Here is a 20,200-nt window from a genome sequence, read left to right on the forward strand (position 1 = left end):
GAAATTAATCGAACAGGCTTGAAATTGCGAGGCCAGACCTGAATAATGAAACGCTATCGCAGATCGACATTGCGCGCTGTTGATTACCGCTTACATTAAATATTTACCTTGAAATAATTCTCTCCAAATATAACAGGACTATTATGGACGCGCATACCCAGGTCATTCACTCCCGCGAACAGGATTTGCAAGCGATTAATACCGCGCTCAACCGTGTGCAGGCGTTGATCGAATTCGACCTGGACGGCACCATCCTGCACGCCAACGAAAATTTCCTGGCCACCGTCGGCTACACGCTGGACGAAGTCCAAGGCCAGCACCATGCCATGTTCTGCGATCCCGAATACGTGCAGTCCGGCGCCTACAAAGCCTTGTGGGACAAGCTGGGCCGCGGTGAGTTCGACCGTGGCGACTACAAGCGCATCGGCAAGGGGGGCCGCGAAATCTGGATCAGCGCGTCGTACAACCCCATCATCGACGACAACGGCAAGCCCTACAAGGTGATCAAGTTCGCTACCGTGATCACTGACAGCAAGCTCAAGAATGCAGAGTATGAAAGCAAGGTCGCTGCCATCGGCAAGGCCCAAGCCGTGATCGAGTTCGACATGTCTGGCCATATCCTCAACGCCAACGATAACTTCCTCGGTGTAATGGGTTACGACATCGATGATATTCAGGGTGAACACCACCGCATGTTTTGCGAACCGGAATATGCCGCCAGCAGCGATTACAAGCGTTTCTGGCAAAAACTCAATCGGGGCGAGTTCGATACGGGACGTTATAAACGAATTGGCAACCATGGTAAAACAGTATGGATACAGGCCACCTATAATCCCGTGCTCGATCTGAACGGCAAACCGTACAAGGTCGTCAAATTTGCCAGCGACATTACCGGCCAGGTGGAACTGGAAACCTCGGTGGCCGCCAAGTCGCAAGCGGACAGCGCCAAGATCCACAGCCTGCTGCTGTCGGTCGAGCGCGCTGCCCAGGGCGACCTCACCAGCGAAATCGACATCTCCGGCGACGAAGCGCTCGACCAGCTGGCCGAAGGCATCAGCAAGATGATCGCCGACCTGCGCAAGGTGATCGGCGACGTGGTGGCCTCTGCCAACGGCCTGTCCGACGCTTCCACCACCATTGCCGAGCGCTCCAACGCGGTGGCGGTCGGCACCCAGGCACTGGGCGCCACGGTCGAGCAAATGAATGCATCGATCGACGGCCTGAGCAGCTCGATCAACATCATCGCCGGCAACAGCACCAATGCCGACGCCCTGGCCAAGGACACCCAGCGCGAGGCAGAAGCCGGCGCCAAGGCGGTCGCCAAGTCGATCGAAGCGATGGACCTGATCAACCGCTCCTCGGAGGACATCGGCGAAATCGTCAAGGTCATCAGCGAAATCGCCACCCAGACCAATATGCTGGCCTTCAACGCCGCCATCGAAGCCGCGCGGGCTGGCGAGCACGGCCTGGGCTTCTCCGTGGTTGCCGACGAAGTGCGCAAGCTGGCCGAGCGCTCGTCGCAAGCCACCAAGGAAATTTCCAAGTTGATTAACGAGTCCGTGAAACGCGTGTCGGCCGGCAGCGAAATTTCGCGCCAGGCCAGCGAAGCGTTCGACAAGATCGTCGCCGGCGTGGCCAAAACCACGGCCGCCATCTCCGACATCTCGATGGCCACCAACGAGCAGCAACTGACCGCGCGCGAAGTGGCCACCGCCGTGCAATACATCGCCGAGGAAGCGGAAAAATCGGCGGCAGCCTGCGACAGCATCGCCCGTTCGACCGAGGGACTGAATCAGCGCGCCGGCGACCTCAACAAAACCGTATCCGGTTTCGTGGTGTAAGCGGGAGCAATGCGATGAGCCTGGCCGCCGGCATCCAGCCCGAAACGCTCACCGCGCTCATCGCGCTGGTGCGCGAGCATACGGGGATTGCCATGTCCGAGCGCAAAAGCATCCTGCTCGAACGCCGGCTGCGGCCGCGCATGCAGGCGCTGGAGATCGGCAGCTACCAGGACTATTTGGACAAGGTGGTCAGGGACCGCGCCGAGGTGCCGCATTTTATCGACCTGGTGACCACCAACGACACCCTGTTCTTCCGCACCCAGCAAGTGTGGGACTACGTGGAGCAGGAATTCCTGCCGCAGTGGCAGCGCGACCACGCGGGCCAGACGCTGAAAATATGGTCGGCGGCGGCCTCGAGCGGTGAAGAGCTGTATTCGATGGCGATCCTGGGCGAGGAGTTCAAGGCCAGAACGCCAGGATTCGCGTACCAGATTTACGCCACCGATATCTCGCAACAAATCCTGGCGCAGGCGCGCGCGGGCCGCTATGCCGGCCGCTCGGTGGAAAAAATCCGCACCAGCCACCCCGACTGGGTGAAAAAATATTTTCAGGCCAGCAGCCATGGCCTGCAAGTCGTTGAAGCATTGAAAAAAAACGTGGAGCTGGCCCAACACAACCTGCTCACTCCACTGAAACAAGCAAAACAGTTCGATCTCGTGTTTCTGCGCAACGTCCTGATCTATTTCGACCGGGAACACCAGGAGACCGTCCTGCAGCAAGCCCGCCACAGCATGGCGCCTCATGCCCGGTTAATCCTGGGTGAATCCGAATCGATCTCTGGCCTCGACACCGCCTACCACTTCGACCGGCCGATGATTTACAGGTTCGAAAAATAACGGGCGCCGCCATGCACGCACAACCATCCCTCTTCCCTGCCGACCTCGCCTCCAGGGCGCCATGGTTCGATGCCGACGCCGCGCCGATTGCTGCCGTGGGCGGCCAGCGCTGCTTCCACGTCAATATCGGCGAACTGCGCGTGGGCGCCCGCACCGACCAGTTGCAGGCGCTGCTGGGCTCGTGCGTGGGCATTGCCCTGCTGTGGAAAAAACGCGGCCGCTGCGGCCTGGCCCATTGCCTGCTGCCCGAGTCGCCGCTGCCGCCCACCGAACTGGGCGCGCGCTACGTCAGCCAGGCGGTGCCATCGCTGCTGCGCCTGATGGGCGCCTGCGTGGCCGATTACGCCGACATCGAAGTGGTGGTGGCCGGCGGCGGCAATATGCTCGAAGCGTGCTCGGCGCGCTTCCAGATCGGCCAGCAAAATATCGACGCCGCCCAGAAGCACCTGCGCCTGCACGGCCTGCACGTGCGCTTTGCCGAAGTGGGCGGCAAGTGCGGCCGCACCCTGACGGTCGATTGCGCCACCCAGGAAGTACGCGTCAGCGCGATCCAGAAACCGGCGCGGGTGGTGCACCATGCCTGACACCGTGGAGAGCAGCATGGCGGTGGCAAGGGCGCCGACAACGGCGCCGGAACCGGGACCGGGACCGGGACCGGAACCGGGACCGGGGCCAGAACTGTTCGGCTCCTTCCTGCTGGGCCCGGACGAATTCGCCCTGCCCGCCAGCTGCATCCGCGAAGTGGTCAATTACCCGGACAAGATGACGGTCGTGCCGCTGTCGCCACCCTTCCTCGACGGCATGTTCAACCTGCGCGGCACGGTGATCCCGGTGGTCAATCTCAGCCGCGTGTTCGATCCCGGCGCACCGAAGGCCGACAACAGCCACAAGATCGCCATCCTCGATTACCAGGGCGTGCTGGTGGGCATGCTGTTCCACGCCACCGGTGAAATCCTGCGCGTGCGTCCGGAACAGCGCAGCACCCTCAGCTACGCCCCCGGCGCCGAACATGCCGTGATTGCCGGCACTATCCTGCTGGCGGACGGCGCCCGCCTGCTGCAAGTGCTCGATCCCGCCGCACTGGTGCGCATCGAAAACGTGCCTCACGTGCTGGCGCTGCAAAACGCCGGACGCCAGGCAGCGCGGCGCCACCAGGGTGAACGGCGCCAATGCGTGAGCTTCCGCGCGGCCGGCTTCAAGTTTGCCTTCGACATGAGCGCGATCCAGGAAATTATCCGTGTGCCCGAGATCCAACCGTCCATCCTTAACAGTGCACTGTGCCTGGGCCGCATCAATTTTCGCGGCAGCCCGGTGGCCATCGTGTGTTTCAGCACCTTGCTCACGGCGCCCGGTGCCAGCAAGGAAACCGCGAATGCCAACTGCGCCGCGCGCGAGTTTTTGCCCGACCAGCGCATCGTGATTGCCCGCATCGACGACGCCACTATCGGCTTCCTGGTCGATGCAGTGGACAGCATCGTCAATTACCATGCGGAAGACCTGATGCCGATTCCGCTGCTGAGCCGGGCGCGCGCCGGCATGTTTGCCGGGTGCATCGCCCGGCCGGACCAGGCCGACGTGATCCTGCTCGACCACCGCCAGATCCTGTCGAGCTCGGAAATCGTCGAGATGCGCACCGGCCATGCCCGCTTGTACCCTACCGACGACACGGCAGCAGCGAGCCTGGCAGCGCGCGAAGCGCGGCGCAGCAAGCGCCAGGTCTATCTCACCTTTGCGCTCGATAACATCTATGCGGTCGAAATCAAGCAGGTGCGCGAAATCATCGATTACACGCCGGACATCGCACGCCCGCCCGGCATGCCCGATTTCATGCGCGGCATGCTCAACTTGCGCCAGCAGATGATCAGCGTGATCGACCTGCGCAGCCTGTACGGCATGGCGCCGGCGGAAACCACCGGCCAGACCAAAATCCTGGTGGTCGAGCGCATGGGCGAACTGGGCGTGGAGAAATTCGGCCTGATGGTCGATGCCGTGCAAAACATCATGACCATCGAAGACAGCCGCCGCTTCACGGCGCCGCGCATCATGCGCGGCGCCGACAGCAACGGACCCAGCAGTGACATGCCTGACGTGATCGACATCGAGGCCGACGGCGAAGGCGGTACCCAGCAACACCAGACGCTGAGCGTATTCGAATGCGACCGCCTCCTGCAACAGCTGGCACAGGAACTGCCGGCACTAGCGGCTTGAGCGCCGGTGGTTTACAGTAATGCAATCCCGGCATTGGCCGGTTCTGCAAAACTGAAAGGTCGTCCATGTTCCCGTCCAAGTCCGTAGTCACCGCTCGCCGCGCTTTGCTCCTGCTTCCCCTCGGCCTGCTGACCGCCAGCGCCTTCGGGCTGTCGCTGTCCGACCTGAGCAACCAGGACGCGTCCGGCGGCGTGAAAGCCGCGCTCGAGCAAGGCGCCAGCTTGGCCGTCGCCAAGCTGGGCGTGGAAAACGGCTTCCTCAACAACGAGCGCGTGCGCATCCCGCTGCCGAAAATCCTCGAACAGGCCCGGCCGCTGCTGAAGTTGACCGGCAAGGGCCAGCAGCTCGACGACCTGGTGATCCAGATGAACCATGCCGCCGAAGCGGCCGTACCGCTGGCCAAGCCGCTGCTGCTCGACGCCGTCAAATCGATGAGCATCACCGACGCCAAGAACATCCTGACCGGCGGCGACACTTCGGTCACCGACTTCTTCCGCGAAAAGACCTCGCCCAAGCTGGCCGTGCAATTCCTGCCCATCGTTAAAAAAGTCACGGACCGCTCCAGCCTGTCCACCAAGTACAACAGCACCATGGCCATGGCGCCCAAGATGGGCCTGGTCACCAAGGAGCAATCCACCGTGGAAGGCTACGTCACCCAGCGCGCCCTCGACGGCCTCTACACGATGATCGCCGAAGAAGAAAAAGCCATCCGCGCCGATCCGATCGGTACGGGCAGCAAGTTGCTGGGCAAGGTGTTTGGGGCGATCAAGTAAGCGGCAGACACAGAGAGAATCACAGCGATGATTAGCAGTGAAGAAAGCCTGTTTCTCGATCAGCAAGTAATACCGCTGGAGAAATTTTTGCTTTCCCATCCGCTGGGGAGTTTATTCACCGGTGTTCTCTACACTCCGGACAATGCCTTGCTCACTTCAGTCGAGCTGGACGGCTTTGCGCCCGGGACGATCACGCTGACTGCCGCAGAGGTAGGTCGGCTATTCCTGGCGCCGGACGAATCGATCGTATCGTTCTCTCGTTTGCCAGAACAACCGAACGGCAATCCAGCGGGGTTCAACGTCAGTTCCGATAACGGCTTTGTGCTCGATGGCGCGCCAGTTGTCGTGATCGCCTACCAAGACAGCCATGGCACAGGAGTGCGGCTCGATTCCATTCATCTGGCACGTATCATGTTCTCTCCCGATGCGCCAGCGCGCCTGTGCTCGGTCGCCATTGGGCTGATGGCCTGCACGGCCTATCGATATGGATTCAGGCAACTGACACTATTTGCCGGCGGCAGCGGGCCTTTACCTTTGCAGCCGGAAGCTGACGACCTGATCGGCTATTTCATCTGGCCCAAGTTTGGTTTCGATGCCCCCTTGATTGCGGCGGATATCAATATGTGGCCCCAACTTCAAGGCTGTGCATCGGTCTTGGACGTGATGGCGCGCGACAGCGTGCTGTGGGAACAACATGGTCGCGGCCGTGAAATGAGTTTCGATCTGGCTGCAGGAAGCCGCTCATGGCGGGTTCTGATAAACTACCTGTTCAATGCCTTTGCCAGAGTCCCATCATGACCCGCAAGCCGATCACCGATGCTGAATTGATTGCCGCGTATCGATCGGGCGCGGCTGCACGGCGTGCGAGTAGCATTCTTCACAAAGATCGCGCACCTGATGCAGACGGCATCACCCAAAGAGGCGGCGTGGTAACGGTGAAGCTCTCGGCGAATGCCCAGTCTATTTCCACGCTGGGCGGACAAACCAAAGTGCTCGGCGGCTCCAGAATTTCCATTCCAGAGTTTCGGGCTGCTTTCAAGGCGACGGTTCCAAAACGCCGCACCGCGACGCAGAAATAGCACGCTCCCTCAAGTCCAATTCGCCCATCAACCAGTCCTGACGCTGGTTGCGCGGCAGTTTTGCCGCGCCTGCTTGTTATCCGAAACAATAATGCAACAAAGCAAACTGTCGCGGCGGTGTCATCTTCCTGTATTATTTGCCGTCGCCGCGACCCGGGACACGGGGTGCAATCCCGCCACCATAAAAATATCTGGAGCTTAATTTGAGCCTTTTTAGAACGAAGAACCTCGACGATATGATTGCCGGCGCTAACAAGCCCGGTGGTCTGGCCAAAGTACTCGGTCCATTCGATTTGATACTGATGGGCATAGGCGCGATTGTCGGAACCGGCATCTTCGTGTTGACCGGCACCGGCGCCGTGACTGCCGGCCCCGCCCTCACCCTGTCCTTCGTGGTCGCCGCCATTGCCTGCGGCTTTGCCGCCCTCTGTTACGCCGAGTTCGCCTCTTCGGTCCCCGTGGCCGGGTCCATCTACACGTATACGTATGCCACCCTCGGTGAGCTGGCCGCCTGGATGATCGGCTGGGACTTGCTGCTCGAATATGGCCTGGCCTCGGCTGCCGTCTCGGTGGGCTGGTCCGGCTATCTGCAGTCGCTGCTGGCCAGCTATGGCTACCAGTTGCCGGTGGCGCTGACCGCTGCCCCGGGCGCCGTGCCGGGCGTGGCCACCATCGTCAACCTGCCGGCGCTGGCGATCATGCTGGTACTGACCGCCATGCTCGGCTGGGGCGTGCGCGAGTCGGCGCGCATGAACAACATCATGGTGGCCATCAAGGTCGGCGTGGTGCTGCTGTTTATCTTTGTGGGCGCACCGCACGTCAAACCGGACAACTGGCAACCCTTCATGCCATACGGCTACAACGGCATGCTGAGCGCAGCCGCGCTGGTATTCTTTGCCTTCATCGGCTTTGACGCCGTGACCTCGGCAGCAGAGGAAGTCAAACGCCCCGAGCGCGATCTGCCGATCGGCATCATCGGCTCGCTGGCCGTGTGCACCATCCTGTACGTGATCGTGGCAGGCATCATGACCGGCATCGTGCCGTACAAGGAATTCCTCGGTGTCGATCACCCGGTCACGCTGGCGCTGCAATATGCCGGTGAAAACTGGATGGCGCGCGTGGTGGATGCTGGCGCCATTCTTGGCATGACCACCGTGATCCTGGTCATGGCCTACGGCCAGACCCGCATCATCTACGCCATGTCGCGCGACGGCCTGCTGCCGAAGAAGCTGTCCACCGTTCACCCGAAATACCAGACGCCGTTCTTTGCGACCTGGATGGTGGGCCTGTTCTTCGGCGTGGTGGCAGCGTTCGTGCCGCTCAACATCCTGACCGAGCTGATCAACATCGGCACGCTGGCCGCGTTCAGCCTGGTGTCGATTGCCGTGATCATCATGCGTAAAAAACGTCCGGACCTCAAGCGCACCTTCCGCGTACCGTTCGTGCCGCTGATCCCGGCGCTGGCAGTGATCTTCTGCGTGATGCTGATGACCTACCTGAGCTGGCATACCTGGGTGGCGTTCGCCATCTGGATCGTGCTGGGTCTGATCGTGTATTTCACCTACTCGCGCAAGCGTTCGCTGCTCAACTGATCCTCCCTGAAACCGGCAAGCCGCAACGGCTTGCCGGCAGGTTCTTAGTTCACGCTGATTTTCCCCGTCCCCGCATTATTCAATACCGACTGCCTGACCGACGAGGCCGCTGCCGGATTGGCGGTGTACGGCGGCGTCCAGCCCACAGAATTGCTGAAGCTGCATTTCCCGGCCAGGTTCAGCGCCGCGCCGTTGAGCAGCGAACCGGTATCGGTGATTGCACCCGACTTGCTGGCCGAGCCCGGATTGTTGACGATGTCCGCGCACGCGCTGGCGCCGGCGATGTCGAAGGCGTTGTTCTGCATGATGATCTTGGCCTTGTAGCCGACGCCCACGCTGTACTTGTGCGGATAGACCTTGTGCGAGCGGCTGCCTTCGAAATAATTGTTGAAGACGTGGACCTTGCCGAAGCGCACGCGCGGCGCCCGTTCCGAGATGTGCAGGAAATGGTTGTTGTTGAAGGTAACAGTCAAGTGGCCATCGTCGGACGTGGTGCTGTCCGATGAGCCGATCAGGTTGTTCTTCTGGTGCAGCTCGAAGCGGTTGTTGGAGATGGTCACGTAGTCCGAGCCATTCTTGACGTCGAGCGCGGCATCATGGCACTGCTTGAGGCGGCCATTGGCGGTGGGCAGCTGGTCGTCGGTCTTGGGCGCATCGGTAAACACGTTGTGGTCGATCCAGATGTTCTTCGAGTTTGCGATGTTGATGCCGTCGTACTCGGAGTTCCAGTTGCCCGCACTGCCATCTTCCGGGTCCCAGATCGGGTTGATGTCGCACGGATTGACGATATTGAGGTTGCGGATGATGACGTTCTGGATGCCGTTCAGGATCAGGCCGGCGTTGACGAGCTTGGTGTCGGAACCCATGCCGATCAGCGTGGTGTTGCTGGTCAGCTTGATTTGCAGCCGCGCCTTCTGGTCGGCAGCGTTCTTGTAGGGGCCGCCGTTATCGGCCGTGGTTGGATCGATGGTGCCGTACAACTTGATAATCTTGGGTTTGTCACCCTGGGCCTTGATCGCGGCAAGTAATTGCGCTGCCGAGCTGACCTTGTAAGTCGCCGCCGACGAGGCGCCGGCGCCACCCTTGGTGCCGCCATTCTGGCCAGCCCATCCGTTCGATGGCGCGGTTTGCAGGGTGTCGTCGGCAAAGGCCGGAGCGGCCGCGAAAGCTGCGATGACAGCCAGGGCGGCGCCGGTCATTTTGATGCTGATAGTCATGTGTCTTCTCCGCTATTGTTATAGGGATAATTCCCTAAAGCAACGCTAGCAGAAAAAGACAACTGAAAGTATGAGAATATCCGTGTAGAAATAGATATCTTTTAAATAATCAATCAGGTGATTGAAAGATTACTCTAAATAACAACACTAAATGACAACAAAATCGAGCGCACGCAGGAAGCTGGCGGCCTGAGCATGCGAAATCACCGCGCCCTTGAACACGGCCGCATCCGACAGTTTCAGCCCTTCGATATCGGTCCCGCGCAGGTCGGCGCCCTGGAATTTGGCCAATTTGAGCGTGGCGTTGCGCAAGCTGCCCCCTTCGAACACGGACTCGCGGAAGTCGCAGCCAGCCAGGTAGGCATCGGAAAAATCGAGCTCCTTCAAGGTCGCCTTCTTGAACGAAAAGCCGCGCAGGTCGGCGCCCACCAGCAGGCTTTCCTCGAACATCAGGCCCAGGTGCGCGACTTCCTCGAACGAGGCGCCGGTCAGCTTGCAACCGCGGTAGCTGACCGAGGCCAGCTTGGCGCGGCGCCACTTGGTGTTGTTCAGGTCGCAGCTATCGAAGCGGGCATCGACCGCGTCCACCGATTCGAAATCGGCGCCGCCAGCGCGGCAGCGCTGCCACACGGTGCGCGCCACTTTGGCGGCAAACAGGTTGGCGCCGCCGAACGTGCAGCGGTCGAACGTACAGCCCTGCAGGTCGAGACGCGACAGGTCCTCGTCGTCGAACATGCATTGTTCGAAGTGGCGGGTGTCTTGCGCCAAGTGGTGTTCGAGTTCGGAGCGGTCCAGCGCAAGGCCGGAGACCGTGGAATTGGTTGATGCCATCGGATTGTCCTCAATGGCCGGCAGACACATGGCGCACACGCCACCACGCATCCCCGGACCGTCATTAGTCAAGATCGGCGCCGTGGGTCCGTTGTGCGGGAGCATCTCCCATAGCGGGACACTTGCCGGGTTACCAACCGGCTTGCTCATTTTCGACTCGGCGCTATTTTACCCGCATCGGCGCTAGGCGTGTGACCGGTCCTGCGCGCCCTGCCCTACAATGCAATCAAATTAACCCGGGGGAATACTCGTGGAACACGAAGTCGACATCATCCGCCAGCTCGACGACCAGGAGGAAGTGCTGCAACGCGCGCGCCTGCGCACCATGCAACTGGTTGCACTGGGCCTGTTATTGATTGCCGCGCTGCTGTTCGCGCTGGCCCGCTCGCAACGCCATGCGCATCCTGCCTGGGGCCACCTGGAAGCTTTTTCCGAAGCGGCCATGATCGGTGCGATTGCCGACTGGTTCGCGGTGGTGGCGCTGTTCCGCCACCCGCTCGGCATTCCGCTGTGGCACACCGCCATCATCCCCAACAGCAAGGAACGCATCGGCAAGAGCCTGGGCCAGTTCGTCGAAAACCATTTTATTACCGAAGCGGCCATCAACGCCCGCCTGCGCGAGCTAGACCTTGCAGGCAGGGCCGGCAACTACCTGCAGCAGCCGGCCAACGCCGCGCGCCTGTCCCAGTGGACCGGCCCCGCGCTGGAAAAGCTGCTGCATTCGCTCGACCAGGACAAGATGCGGCGCATGGTGTGCGACACCGCCACCCGCGAACTGGCGCGCCTGGACCTGGCCAGCCTGGCCGGCGACTGCGTCGATGCGCTGATCGCCGAAGACCAGCCGCAGCACCTGGTGGACCTGCTGCTCGACCAGTTGGGCGAGTACCTGGCGCACGAGGACAACCACGAGACCATCGGCAACATGGTGCAAAGCGCGGTCAATACCGACAGCTCGGTGGTCGAATACGCGCTGCACAAGGCCATGCCGCGCCTGATCCGCTCCACCATCCGCAAGGTGGCCGACGTGCGCGCCGACCGCAATCATCCGCTGCGCGCGCGCTTGGGCGTCTGGATCGCCGAAAGCGCGCTGCGGCTGAAGGCCGACCCGCTATGGCAGGACGCCATCAGCCGCTACCAGCAAGACGCACTGGCCAGCGACAAGATCCGGCACATGCTCGAAGGCCTGTGGGATGCACTGCACGCGCGCGCACTGGCCGACCTGCACACGGAGACGCCAGGCGTGCCGGCCGGCGTGCAAAAGCTGGTGGAAAAAGCGGGCCGCATGCTGACCGAAAACCAGTCGATGCGCGAAGGCCTGAACCGCCTGCTCGAAGCGGGCAGCGCGCAACTGGTGCGCAACTATCGCGGCGAAGTGGGCCTGTTCATCGAAACCCAGCTGGCCAGGTGGACCCGCGACGAAATGAGCAAGCGCATCGAACTGGCGATCGGGCGCGATTTGCAGTTCATCCGCATCAATGGCACGGTGGTGGGTGGGCTGGCGGGGTTGGTGATTCATGTGATTGTGCAGTGTACGGGGTAGCAGGTCGCCAGCCGAGACAAGCCGTGACACCTGTCCGCCTGTTGGACTGGCCCCGCCCTTCAACTTGCTTTACCATGCGGGGTCTTTCATCCCCGTGCGCTCCATGAGACCAGCTGCCGCCACACTCTTTAAACGCCGCCTGATGGTCGCCGCCCTGCTGGCATTGCCGCTGGCGGCCCTGGCCGATCCGGGGCACGTCCACGAGCTCACGCCTGCCAGTGCCGATACGCTGACCGCGGTCGGGCCGTGGGAGCTGACCGGACTGGAACCGTCGCGCAGCGGCTTCATGTTTACCCGCATGGAAGTCACGCAAACCCTGCTCGACGTCGATGACCAGGGCCGCCTGCGGGCCGGCGCGGCCAGCACCTGGGAAGTATCGAGCGACCAGCGCGAATGGCGGTTCTTCATCCGCCAGGGCAACCGCTTCCACGACGGCTCCGCGCTTACCGCCAATACCGCGCTGGTGTCGTTGCAACGGGCCTTGAGCACGCCCGGCGTGCTGCAACTGGCCGGCATCGACGACCTGTACGCGGAGCGCGGCGCCATCGTGGTGCGGCTGCGCAAACCGTTTGCGCCGCTGCCGTACCTGTTCACCCAGTACAGCACTCAACTGCTGGCGCCATCGTCGTTCAACGCCACCGGCCGCGTAACGGCCATTGTCGGCAGCGGCCCGTATCGCATCAAGTCGATGACCCTGCCGCAGATGTTCGAAACCGAGTTTGCCGAGACCTGGAATGGCGACGCCCCCGACGTGCGGCGCGCGCGCTACATCAGCGTGTCGCGCGCGGAAACGCGGGCGCTGATGGCGCAAAGCCGCCAGGCCGATCTTGCCTTTACGCTCGATCCGCCCAGCATCCGCCGCCTGCAACGCCAGCAAGGCGTGTCGCTGGTGGCGCAGAACCTGCCGCGCACCACGTTCCTCAAGCTCAATGCGGCCCACCCGTTCATGCGCGACGAGCGGGTACGCCGAGCGATCAGCCTGGGCGTGGAACGCGACGGCATTGCCCGCGCCCTGCTGCGCGACGCCGACCTGGGTGCCACCCAGCTGTTCCCGCCAGCACTCACGCAGTGGCACCAGCCGGCGCTGGCGCCGTTGCGCACCGACCCTGCCGCCGCGCGCGCGCTGTTGAAGGAAGCCGGCTTCACGCCGGGCGCCGATGGCATCCTGGTGAAAGGCGGCCGGCGTTTCGCCATCACGCTGTACACCTTTGTCGATCGCCCCGAACTGCCGCTGATCGCCTCCGCGATCCAGGAAGAGATGCGCCAGATCGGCATCGCCGTGCGGGTAGTGGTCGGCAACTCCAGCGACATCCCGGCCGGCCACCGCAGCGGATCGCTGGACATGGGACTGGTCGCCCGCAACTTCGGCACCACGCCCGATCCCACCGCCACCATGGTCGGCGACTACACCAGCGGCGGCGGCGACTGGGGCGCCATGAACTGGCACGACGCCGCGCTCGATGCCGCCCTGGCGCGGCTGGCCACGGGCGCCGCGCCGGCCGCGCAGCAGGCCGACCGCGCCATCGTCGCCGCGCGCCTGCAGGCATCGCTGCCGGTCGTGCCGATCGTGTGGTACCGGCAAACGATTGCCGTCTCCAGCCGCGTGCGCAACGTGACCATCGACGCCTTCGAGCGCAGCTACCGGATATCGGACATCAAATGGAATCCCTGACACCCTGGATCGATACCGCGCGGCGCTGGTCGCCGCTGCTGGGCCGGCGCCTGCTGCAGGCGCTGCTGGTCGCGCTGCTGGTTGGCACGCTGTGCTTTTTCATGACGCGCTGGCTGCCCGGCGACACCGCGTTCCGCATCGCTGCCGGCCGCTATGGCTACGACATGGTCGATGCCGCCGCCGCCGAAGCGGTGCGGGCAGAACTGGGCCTGAACCGCCCCGCGCTTGCAGCGCTGGCCGACTGGTGGGGGCGACTGCTCCGGCTCGACCTGGGCATATCGCTGGTGACCGCGCAGCCGGTGCTCACCGAGATCGGACTGCAACTGGGCCAGACCCTGCGCCTGTCGTTCTGGGCGGTGCTGCTGTCGGTGCTGCTCGGCCCCATCCCCGGCGTGCTGGCGGGCTTGCATCCCGGCGGCTGGTTCGACCGCGCCACGCTGGCGTTGTCGGTCATGCTGCGCGCGATGCCGCCGTTCGTGCTGGGACTGGTGCTGGTACTGGTGTTTTCGGTGGAACTGAACGCGCTGCCGGCCGCCGGCCACGTCGATTCCGGCAGCGTGGCGCTGCCGGCGCTGACGCTGGCGATCGGCCTCGCGGCCGTATCGTCGCGGGTGGCGCGCGACGCCATGGTGGCCGTGCGCGGCAGCGCCTATTACGCGTTCGCGCTGACCAAGGGCCTGTCGCCGTGGCAGGCTCTCATGCGCCACGGCGTGCGTAACGTCGGCGCGCCGGTGGTAGCCTACGTGGCGGTGCAACTGGTGTACCTGGTGGAAGGCGTGGTGCTGGTGGAGACCATCTTCGCCTGGCCAGGCATCGGCCACGCGCTGGTGCACGCGATTTTCGGGCGCGATGTGCCGATGATCCAGGGCACGGCGCTGGTGCTGGGCCTGATGTTCGTGCTGTTCAACGCGCTGGTGGACCTGGCCTGCGCCGCCATCGACCCGCGCAGGCGGCCGCGATGAACACTGTGCGTGATACGCCCGACCTGCACGACGCGCTGCTGGCAGCGAGTCCCCCACGGCGCTGGCCGGCCGCGCGCGTGATCGGGGCGGCCATGCTCATTGCGATCGCCGCGTTTGCGCTGCTCGGCCCCTGGCTGATCGGCGTCGATCCGGCGCGGCAGACGCTGGCGCGCTTCCTGGAGGCGCCCAGCCTGGCGCACCCGCTGGGCCTCGATCACCTGGGCCGCAGCATGCTGGCCCGCCTGGCCGACGCCTCGCGCCTGTCGCTGTCGATGGCGCTGCTGAGCGTTTTGAGCGCCGCCATCCCCGGCACCGCGCTGGGGCTGCTGGCGGCCTGGCGCGGTGGCTGGGCCGAGCGCATGCTGACCGCGCTGGCCGACGCCATCCTCGCCCTGCCCGGCCTGCTGCTGGTGCTGCTGCTGGCCGCGTTCGCGCCGGGCCAGTTCTGGCCCCTGTACGTGGGCATCTCGTTGGCGCTGTGGGTCGAGTACTTCCGCGTGGTGCGGGCGGCGGCCACCATCATGCTGGCCAGCCCGCAGGTGGAGGCATCGCGCCTGCTGGGCTTTGGCGCCTGGTACATCGTGCGTCGCCACCTGCTGCCAGAACTGCGGCCACGCATATTGACGCTGATGCGCTTCGGGTACGCCGGCGCCGTGCTGGCCATGGCGGCGCTGGGCTTCATCGGCGTGGGCCTGCAGCCACCGACGGCGGAACTGGGTGTGATGATGATCGAACTGCTGCCGTATTACAGTGAGGCGCCATGGCTGGTCGGCGCCCCCATTTTCATTTTGTTCGCCACCTTGCTGGGCATGATCCTGCTGGGCAGCGGAGACACGCATGAACGATAACGATTCAATCGCCGGCGACCGCAAGTCGCACGCGACGCCATTTGCCGCCGCCCACCTGGCCGTCAGCGGCCTGTCGGTAGGGACGCCCGGCCACGCGCTGGTGCGCGCGGTGGACCTGCATATTCCGGCCGGCGGGGTGCTGACGCTGTTGGGCGAAAGCGGCTCCGGCAAATCGCTGCTGGCGCAAGCCATCATGGGCAACCTGCCGGCGTCGCTGTCATGCAGCGGCACCGTGGAAGTGGGCGGTCACCGGTCCGACGCGGCCGACCTGCGTGCGCGCCGCGCGCTGTGGGGCCGCCAACTGGCGCTGCTGCCGCAGGAGCCGTGGCTGGCGCTCGATCCGACCATGCGCGTGGCGCGCCAGATCGCCGAGGTGCACGAGCTGGTGGCCGGCATGGCGCCGGAGGTGGCGGCGCCCACCGCGCAAGCGGGGCTGGAACGCCTGGGCATGGGCGGCGCCGGCGAAAAATATCCGTTCCAGATATCCGGCGGGATGGCGCAGCGCGTGGCGTTCCTGGCCACCCACGCCGCCGGCGCGCCGGTGATGATCATCGACGAACCGACCAAGGGGCTGGACGCCGACCGCCGCGCCGACGTGCTGGCCGTGCTGCGCGCGGCCATCGCCGACGGCCTCACCCTGCTCACCATCACCCACGACGTGTGGCTGGCGCGCCAGTTGCGCGGCCAGGTGGCGGTGATGCTGGGCGGCGACATCGTCGAACGCGGCGACACCACGACCGTGCTGGCCGCACCCGGCCACGCGTACACGCGGCGCCTGCTGGCGGCGGAGCCGGCCGCCTGGCCGCACCTGGCGCCAGTCAAGGCCGACGAAGGCGAGGCACTGGTCCACATCGACAACGTGAAAAAAAGCTTCGGCGTGCAGCACCTGTTCGCCGGCGTGACGGCGCAGATCCGGCGCGGCGAATTCATCGCCGTGACCGGTCCCAGCGGCTCCGGCAAAACCACGTTCGGCAATATCGTGCTGGGCCTGCTGCGGCCGGACAGCGGCACGGTCACGCGCGGCGCGGGACTGGCGCGCACGGCATTCCAGAAGATTTACCAGGACCCGGCAGCGGCGTTCGCCCCGTCTGTAACCCTGCGCCAGTCGCTGCAGGACGTGGTCGCGCTGCACCGGCTGGCGTGGCCGGAGCTGGAGGGCTTGCTCACCCGCCTGCGGTTGCGCCCCGGCCTGCTCGACCGGCTGCCGTCGCAGGTGTCGGGCGGCGAGTTGCAGCGCTTCGCGCTGGCGCGGGTGCTGCTGCTGCGCCCCGCGCTGATCTTTGCCGATGAACCGACTTCGCGGCTCGATCCCGTCACCCAGCAGGAAACCCTGGCGCTGCTGGCCGAACATGCCAGGGAGTACGGCTGCGCGGTGCTGCTGGTGACGCACGACGCCGATATCCCGGCGCGCATGGCCACCCGGGTGATCGGCCTGTCGCAATCACGCTGATTGGTGCCCTGACCAACAGACAGCCACGGTGACAGCGCCTACCATGCCACATGGAGGCCACATGAAACACTACCGCAAAGACGATTACGCCCTGGCAGAGATCCGCCGGCTGCTCGAGCCCGGCCCGGTCGTACTGGTCAGTTCCGCCCACGGCGGCCGGACCAATATCATGACCATGGGCTGGCACATGATGATCGGCTTCACGCCCGCGCTGGTGGGCTGCTATATCGATCCCGCCAACCACAGCTACGACATGGTGGTGGGCAGCGGCGAGTGCGTGATCAACATTCCCACTGCGGACCTGCTGGAGCAGGTGATCGGCATCGGCAACTGCAGTGGCAACGACACCGACAAATTCGCCCGATTCGGGTTGACCGCCCGGCCGGGTGTGGAAGTAGCCGCGCCACTGATCGCCGAATGCTATGCCAGCTTCGAGTGCCGGCTGGCCGACGCCACGCCCAACCCGAACGCGCCGCTGTTCGTGTGGCAGGTGGTACGCGCCCACGTCGCCGCCAGTCCCAAGCTGCCCGAAACCCTGCACTACCGCGGCGACGGCCAGTTCATGATCTCGGGCCGCGAGATCGATACGCGGTCGCGCTACCCGGGCCAGACCCGTTGATTTTCAAACGTCGGCGTACCATCACCGGGGAACAGGCATGACGTCCGTCCATTGGTTCATCCTGATCGGCCTGCTGATGCTGGCGCGCGGCATGGCCGCCACCACCATTTCGCGCTCGCCGTTCACGTCCGCCATCGTGTACCTGGGCGTGGGCCTGGTGCTCGGCCCCACCGTCCTCAACCTGTTTCACTTCGAACCCGCCGACGAATCGGGCGTGCTGGAAGTGCTGACCGAGGTCGCCATCCTGGTCTCGCTGTTCTCGGCCGGGATCAAGATGCCGGTGCCGTTCAAACGCGCCAACTGGAAGGCGCCCATGCGCCTGGCCTGGATTTCGATGATCTTCACGGTGATGCTGGTGGCCGCCTTCGGCTTCTTCGTGCTGGGACTGCCCGCCGGCGCGGCGATTCTGCTCGGCGGCATCCTGGCGCCCACCGACCCGGTGCTGGCCACCGATGTCCAGATCCGCCACGCCGGCGATACCGACCGCCTGCGTTTCACCCTCACCTGCGAAGCCGGCATGAACGACGGCAGCGCCGCGCCGTTCGTGTTCCTGGGCCTCGGCGTGCTGGGGCTGGACGAGACGGCCGGCCAGCCGTGGCGCTGGCTGTTCGTCGATGTGTTCTGGGCGGCGCTGGCGGCCGTGGTGATCGGCGTGGCCTTCGGCGCCCTCACCGCGCGGCTGACCTGGCGCCTGCGCATGATCAAGCCGCGCCACGACATCATGGACGACCTGGTGGGACTTGGCCTGATCGCAATAGCTTATGGGGTGGCCACGCTGGTGCATGCGTGGGGCTTCCTGGCCGTGTTCTTCGCGGCCGTGGCGCTGCGCCAGACCGAGCTGATGATGGCCGGCGCGCCGAAGGACCAGGAAGGACTGCTCGAACCCGATACCGGCAAATCGCAGGTGGCGCTCGATAGCGCACCGGGCGAGGCGCCGATCACGGTCAGCACCGAATCGCTGGTGTTCAAGGAACACCTCGAACGGCTGTCCGAACTCACGCTGGTAGTGCTGCTGGGCGGGATGATCTCGCTGCAGGAGATCAGCTGGCAGGCCGTGTTCATGGCCGCCTTCCTGTTCTTCATTGCACGGCCGGCAGCCGTGTTCCTCGGGTTGGCCGGCAGCGGCACGCCGGTACGCTTGCAGGCGATGACCGCGTGGTTCGGCATCCGCGGCATCGGTTCGATCTACTACCTGGTGTTTGCCATCGAGGCCGGCCTGCCGCCCGACCTGGCGGCACAGCTGACCAACATCGTGCTGTTTACCATCATGCTGTCGATCGTGGTACACGGCTTGAGCGTCAAGCCGTTGATGAACTTCTGGAGTCGTTAATTCAGATGCCTTCCAGGCTGAGCGCGCGCACCGCGCTGCGCAGCGACACGTAAAGCTGCGTCCGTTCTTCGGGCGTCATGTCGGGGAACATGCGCAGCTCCACCTCGCGCACCTTGCCGTCGCACTGGCCCAGGATCGCATGCCCTGCCTGCGTCAACTGGATCTGGATGATGCGACCGTGCGACGGATCGGGCGAGCGCTCGATCCAGCCTTTTCCCTCCATCTGCTTGACCATTTCATTGGCCGACTGCGGCGACACCATCGTGCGCGTGGCCAGCTGCGCGTTCGACAGCGCGCCCTGGGCCCGGAACACGGATAGCGCCGTGTACTGCGGCACCGTCACGCCGGCGGGCGCGCAGCAGTCGCGCAGCCGCTTGCCCAGCACGTGATCGAGGCGGCCCACCAGGTAGGCCAGGCCCAGCGGCTTGGTGTCGTCGGACGGGTTCGGAGCGTGTTCAACCATGGCGATAAAATTTTCTTGTAATTCGGAAGACGTGAGTATAGTATAAGTTCCATATCAGGCAGCCTGATACTGCAACACTAAACTTACATCGGAGATAAACATGTCGAAATACGCAGCGCGCTGGGAAACCGTCAAAGTGGACGTGGAGGCCGGCATCGGCTGGATCACCCTCAATCGCCCGGACAAGCGCAACGCCATGAGCCCCACGCTCAACCGTGAAATGATCGACGTCCTCGAGACGCTGGAACTCGACGAAGAAGCGCAGGTGATCGTGCTGACCGGCGCCGGCGACGCCTGGACCGCCGGCATGGACCTCAAGGAGTACTTCCGCGAAAACGACGGCAAGCCCGAGATCTTCCAGGAGCGCCTGCGCCGCGACTGCTCGCAGTGGCAATGGAAGCTGCTGCGCATGTACGCCAAGCCCACCATCGCCATGGTCAACGGCTGGTGCTTCGGCGGCGCGTTCTCGCCGCTGGTGGCCTGCGACCTGGCGATTGCCGCCGACGAAGCAGTGTTCGGTCTCTCCGAGATCAACTGGGGCATCCCGCCCGGCAACCTGGTCAGCAAGGCCGTCGCCGACACCATGGGCCACCGCCAGGCGCTCCACTACATCATGACCGGCGACACCTTCACCGGCCAGGAGGCCGCAGCCATGGGCCTGATCAACAAGAGCGTGCCGCGCGCCCAGCTACGGGACGAAGTGACCGCGCTGGCCAACAAGCTGCTGGAAAAAGCCCCGGTCGTGCTGCGTATCGCCAAGAATGGCTTCAAGCGCTGCCGCGAACTCAATTGGGACCAGAACGAGGACTACCTGTACGCCAAGGTCGATCAGTCGAACTACCGCGATCCCGAAAAAGGCCGCGCCCAGGGACTCAAGCAGTTCCTCGACGATAAGACCATCAAGCCCGGTCTGCAAACGTTCAAGCGCGGTTAAACTCT

Annotated in this window: 19 protein-coding genes; 16 read left to right on the forward strand and 3 right to left on the reverse strand. The window is 64.0% G+C overall.

The genetic code is table 11. The features are described 5' to 3' along the window. Positions 1–143 precede the first annotated feature (143 nt). The 8 genes from ASF04_RS19920 to ASF04_RS19950 all read left to right on the forward strand — a co-directional run bounded on the left by ASF04_RS19920 (position 144) and on the right by ASF04_RS19950 (position 8,329). A complete protein-coding gene (locus tag ASF04_RS19920) occupies positions 144–1,841 on the forward strand; it encodes a methyl-accepting chemotaxis protein (protein WP_056145652.1) in 1,698 nt (565 codons plus the stop codon). A 14-nt stretch (positions 1,842–1,855) separates the two neighbouring features. Further along, the gene (locus ASF04_RS19925) at positions 1,856–2,677 is read left to right on the forward strand and encodes a protein-glutamate O-methyltransferase CheR (RefSeq protein WP_056145653.1); all 822 of its coding nucleotides are present in this window, start codon (positions 1,856–1,858) and stop codon (positions 2,675–2,677) included. 11 nt (positions 2,678–2,688) lie between these two features. After that, the gene (locus ASF04_RS19930) at positions 2,689–3,261 is read left to right on the forward strand and encodes a chemotaxis protein CheD (protein ID WP_056145656.1); all 573 of its coding nucleotides are present in this window, start codon (positions 2,689–2,691) and stop codon (positions 3,259–3,261) included. Beyond that, positions 3,254–4,885, forward strand: coding sequence for a chemotaxis protein CheW (locus ASF04_RS19935; protein ID WP_229205134.1), 1,632 nt, complete (start codon positions 3,254–3,256; stop codon positions 4,883–4,885). Before ASF04_RS19930 ends, ASF04_RS19935 begins: the two co-directional genes overlap by 8 nt. Positions 4,886–4,950: 65 nt before the next feature. Further along, complete coding sequence (locus ASF04_RS19940; RefSeq protein ID WP_056145662.1) at positions 4,951–5,658, forward strand: DUF4197 domain-containing protein; 708 nt, start codon at positions 4,951–4,953, stop codon at positions 5,656–5,658. Between the two features lie 27 nt (positions 5,659–5,685). Then, positions 5,686–6,456 carry a hypothetical protein gene (locus ASF04_RS19945; protein ID WP_056145665.1) on the forward strand — a complete coding sequence of 257 codons (771 nt, stop codon included), beginning with the start codon at positions 5,686–5,688 and terminating at the stop codon, positions 6,454–6,456. Beyond that, positions 6,453–6,737, forward strand: a complete 285-nt coding sequence (locus ASF04_RS27620; protein ID WP_156368713.1) for a hypothetical protein — start codon at positions 6,453–6,455, stop codon at positions 6,735–6,737. The genes ASF04_RS19945 and ASF04_RS27620 overlap by 4 nt, the downstream gene beginning before the upstream one ends. Positions 6,738–6,940: 203 nt before the next feature. Then, positions 6,941–8,329 carry an amino acid permease gene (locus ASF04_RS19950; protein ID WP_040377595.1) on the forward strand — a complete coding sequence of 463 codons (1,389 nt, stop codon included), beginning with the start codon at positions 6,941–6,943 and terminating at the stop codon, positions 8,327–8,329. A 44-nt stretch (positions 8,330–8,373) separates the two neighbouring features. Here ASF04_RS19950 and ASF04_RS19955 read toward each other — a convergent pair whose 3' ends face one another. Further along, positions 8,374–9,546, reverse strand: coding sequence for a polysaccharide lyase family 1 protein (locus ASF04_RS19955; protein ID WP_056145667.1), 1,173 nt, complete (start codon positions 9,544–9,546; stop codon positions 8,374–8,376). Positions 9,547–9,693: 147 nt separating this feature from the next. After that, complete coding sequence (locus tag ASF04_RS19960) at positions 9,694–10,377, reverse strand: pentapeptide repeat-containing protein (protein ID WP_056145943.1); 684 nt, start codon at positions 10,375–10,377, stop codon at positions 9,694–9,696. A 250-nt stretch (positions 10,378–10,627) separates the two neighbouring features. On the opposite strand from ASF04_RS19960, the gene ASF04_RS19965 reads away from it, so the two are divergent. From ASF04_RS19965 to ASF04_RS19995, 7 genes are all read left to right on the forward strand, one after another. Beyond that, positions 10,628–11,917 carry a DUF445 domain-containing protein gene (locus tag ASF04_RS19965; protein WP_056145669.1) on the forward strand — a complete coding sequence of 430 codons (1,290 nt, stop codon included), beginning with the start codon at positions 10,628–10,630 and terminating at the stop codon, positions 11,915–11,917. A 103-nt stretch (positions 11,918–12,020) separates the two neighbouring features. Beyond that, complete coding sequence (locus tag ASF04_RS19970; protein ID WP_056145672.1) at positions 12,021–13,589, forward strand: ABC transporter substrate-binding protein; 1,569 nt, start codon at positions 12,021–12,023, stop codon at positions 13,587–13,589. Beyond that, positions 13,577–14,551, forward strand: a complete 975-nt coding sequence (locus ASF04_RS19975; protein ID WP_056145675.1) for an ABC transporter permease — start codon at positions 13,577–13,579, stop codon at positions 14,549–14,551. Before ASF04_RS19970 ends, ASF04_RS19975 begins: the two co-directional genes overlap by 13 nt. Then, positions 14,548–15,399 carry an ABC transporter permease gene (locus ASF04_RS19980; RefSeq protein WP_056145678.1) on the forward strand — a complete coding sequence of 284 codons (852 nt, stop codon included), beginning with the start codon at positions 14,548–14,550 and terminating at the stop codon, positions 15,397–15,399. The genes ASF04_RS19975 and ASF04_RS19980 overlap by 4 nt, the downstream gene beginning before the upstream one ends. Then, complete coding sequence (locus tag ASF04_RS19985; protein ID WP_056145681.1) at positions 15,389–16,849, forward strand: ABC transporter ATP-binding protein; 1,461 nt, start codon at positions 15,389–15,391, stop codon at positions 16,847–16,849. The genes ASF04_RS19980 and ASF04_RS19985 overlap by 11 nt, the downstream gene beginning before the upstream one ends. A gap of 61 nt (positions 16,850–16,910) precedes the next feature. Further along, on the forward strand, positions 16,911–17,468 hold the full coding sequence (locus ASF04_RS19990) for a flavin reductase family protein (RefSeq protein WP_056145683.1): 558 nt from the start codon (positions 16,911–16,913) through the stop codon (positions 17,466–17,468). Positions 17,469–17,505: 37 nt separating this feature from the next. Beyond that, a complete protein-coding gene (locus ASF04_RS19995; RefSeq protein WP_056145685.1) occupies positions 17,506–18,798 on the forward strand; it encodes a sodium:proton antiporter in 1,293 nt (430 codons plus the stop codon). Position 18,799: 1 nt separating this feature from the next. Here ASF04_RS19995 and ASF04_RS20000 read toward each other — a convergent pair whose 3' ends face one another. Next, positions 18,800–19,261 (reverse strand): MarR family winged helix-turn-helix transcriptional regulator, encoded by a 462-nt coding sequence (locus tag ASF04_RS20000; protein WP_019921253.1) that lies wholly within the window; start codon positions 19,259–19,261, stop codon positions 18,800–18,802. A 100-nt stretch (positions 19,262–19,361) separates the two neighbouring features. On the opposite strand from ASF04_RS20000, the gene ASF04_RS20005 reads away from it, so the two are divergent. Further along, positions 19,362–20,195, forward strand: coding sequence for a p-hydroxycinnamoyl CoA hydratase/lyase (locus tag ASF04_RS20005; protein WP_019921254.1), 834 nt, complete (start codon positions 19,362–19,364; stop codon positions 20,193–20,195). Positions 20,196–20,200 lie beyond the last annotated feature (5 nt).

It is taken from the genome of Duganella sp. Leaf61, from assembly GCF_001421905.1.
GTDB classification, from domain to species: domain Bacteria; phylum Pseudomonadota; class Gammaproteobacteria; order Burkholderiales; family Burkholderiaceae_D; genus Rugamonas; species Rugamonas zoogloeoides.